Genomic DNA, 2545 nt, shown 5'->3' on the forward strand with positions numbered 1-2545 from the left:
CAAAGCCTTTCTGCCATATTCTTCGGCAGTAAGATGACAAATCTGCCATGGACCATCCATCTCATTACCTACACACCAGGTTTTAATTCCATAAGGTTTTTCATGACCATTTTTACGGCGTAAATCACTCCAGTAAGTGCCTCCTTCAAAGTTGCAGTATTCTACAAGTTCGCCAGCTTCTTTAGGAGTTCCTGTTCCCATATTTACAGCGCCCATAATCTGAGTGCCGCTTTTTTGAGTCCAGTCGTAAAACTCGTCTATTCCCACCTGATTTGATTCGATTGTATGCCATGCAAGATCAAGACGACGCGGACGACTTTCTTTAGGCCCTATTCCGTCCTTCCAGTTGTATCCGCTAAGAAAGTTTCCTCCCGGATAGCGCACAAGAGAAACGTTTAAGTCCCGCACCATTTTGATTACGTCTTTGCGAAAGCCCTGCTCGTCTGCTTCCGGGTGACCTGGTTCATAAATTCCGGTATATACCGCACGTCCAAGCTGTTCTATAAAAGAGCTGAAGAGATTTTTATCTACCTCGCCTATCTTAAAATCCTTTGAAATTATTACTTTTGTATTCATTTTTTTTCCTTGTAAACCTAATTTTTCTATAGTTTATTGATTTTTTGAAGAACTGTGAATCTGTGATTTTATGAAACAGCGGGATTTTGTGCATAGTACAATAATATTTTATACTATATTTAATTTAAAAAAGTTAATTATAACAATAAATTATTGTAATAACTATTGACATCATAAAAAAAATATGTTGATCTACACGTGTAAATAAAAAGCTTATAGCTTATAACATCTAGCTTTAGAATTAACATTGTTTATCCTTCCTAATTAAGCTTTTCCTAAAATATTTATTTATAAAAGTTCACGGTTCAGAGAGAGAAAAACTTTTTTATTTTTTTTTTAGGAGAAACCTATGAAAAAATTTTTTAAATCAGGTGCGCTGGTATTGGCAGCCGCTGTAGTAATGGCATTTGCTTCTTGTAGCAATGGCTCTTCAAGTGATGATGAAGAACTTGTTTATAAGACAATTGTTGAGAATAAGAATATTTCTTTTGATGGTAGTTCTTTGACTCAGTTGGTATCTGCAGCAACATTCGCAAAAGCAGATGTAAAATCAGTAAAAATTGAATTTAAGAATTATGTTCATGGAACTGATGAATATTCTTGGATAACACTTGCAGATAATAAAAACTGGCCAGATGTTAGTTTTCAGAGTGAATTATCGGAATTCTTAAAAACATCAAATTCATTTACTTATACATTATCTCCATCAGAACTAAAAGCATACCTTTCTGGTGGACTTTATATTTCTGGTGATACAGATGCATCAGCAACTGTTACAATTTCTATTGGATTGACAGCAGAGGCTTTGGCTGCATTAGAAGAAGCTGAGAAGCTTGCAAGCAATACAGAAAAAACAACTGAAATTACAGGAACTACAGTTTCATTTACAAGTGATGAAGCTTTACAGACAATTTTTGCAGACCAGTTGGCAGACTATAACATTACAGCTATGACTATCTCTGCAATGTTGTATGGAGAAGCAACAGATGGGTATGACTGGTCAGTTGCAATCACAAATCCTGCATGGACAAAACTAAACTGGACAAGTTCACCTACGATTGAATATTTCTCATATGAACTTAATGCAAATTCATTAATTATCGATGAAGCAAAATCATCTGGACTTTGGATTAAAGCAAATCCAGGACTTACAGCAGAAGTAATTCTTACAATTACTTACACAGAATAACCCCTTTGTAGATGCCGCCAGCTGTAAAAACTGACGGCTTTTTTTTAATCAATTATTCAATTATATAGGAGAATCTTATGACATTATTATCAAACAAAAAAATAGCCGCTATCTTTATAGCCCTCTCATTTATATTTTTATCGTGTACTATGGACAATTCAAACTCTAATAACGAAGAAACACCTAACTATGAGTATTCAGGCGACAACTTTGTTCGCGGTTTTGATTTAAGCGCTGTAGATTACTGGGAAAATGACGAAGCACCTTCTAAAGGCTACGACAAAAACTGGTATGATACAGACGGAAGTCAAAAATCAATTTATGCAATTCTTAAAAATCACGGAATTGATACTGTAAGAATCCGTGTGTGGGTAGACCCGGAAAATGCACCGGTTACAGATGAAAGCTGGCCTGCAAGCAAGGAATGGAATACCGGAGACTGTACAACAGAGCGCGCTGTAAGAATGGCAAAAGCTGCAAAGGACGCAGGTCTCAAAGTTCTTTTGGACTTTCATTACAGCGATTACTGGACAGACCCGGGAAAACAGGTAATTCCTCTTTCATGGCAGAACATAACTACAAAAGAAGGACTTGCTGCAAAAGTCTCTGAATACACAACAGAAGTTCTTACAGCCTTAAAAGACGGCAATGCAACACCAGACTATGTTCAGGTTGGAAACGAAATTGACAGCGGAATCTTAATTCACACAAGCTATAATGCTTCAAGCGGAGCAAAGCCAGAATCTAATATTGCAGGCAAAATGAGCAGTGCAAACTTCA

2 protein-coding genes and 1 pseudogene are annotated in these 2545 nt (G+C 36.4%); 2 read left to right on the forward strand and 1 reads right to left on the reverse strand.

Annotation, left to right across the window (positions count from 1 at the left end; all coding sequences use genetic code 11):
• Positions 1-576, reverse strand: a pseudogene (locus tag K6D58_RS07910) (alpha-N-arabinofuranosidase); the annotation flags it as partial.
• 349 nt (positions 577-925) lie between these two features.
• Between K6D58_RS07910 and K6D58_RS07915 the strand changes: the two are divergent.
• A complete protein-coding gene (locus tag K6D58_RS07915; RefSeq protein ID WP_296829424.1) occupies positions 926-1765 on the forward strand; it encodes a hypothetical protein in 840 nt (279 codons plus the stop codon).
• Positions 1766-1842: 77 nt separating this feature from the next.
• Positions 1843-2545 (forward strand): glycosyl hydrolase 53 family protein (locus K6D58_RS07920; protein ID WP_296829426.1); only part of this gene is annotated, 703 nt, incomplete at its 3' end.

This window comes from Treponema sp. (genome assembly GCF_024696245.1).
Taxonomy (GTDB): domain Bacteria; phylum Spirochaetota; class Spirochaetia; order Treponematales; family Treponemataceae; genus Treponema_D.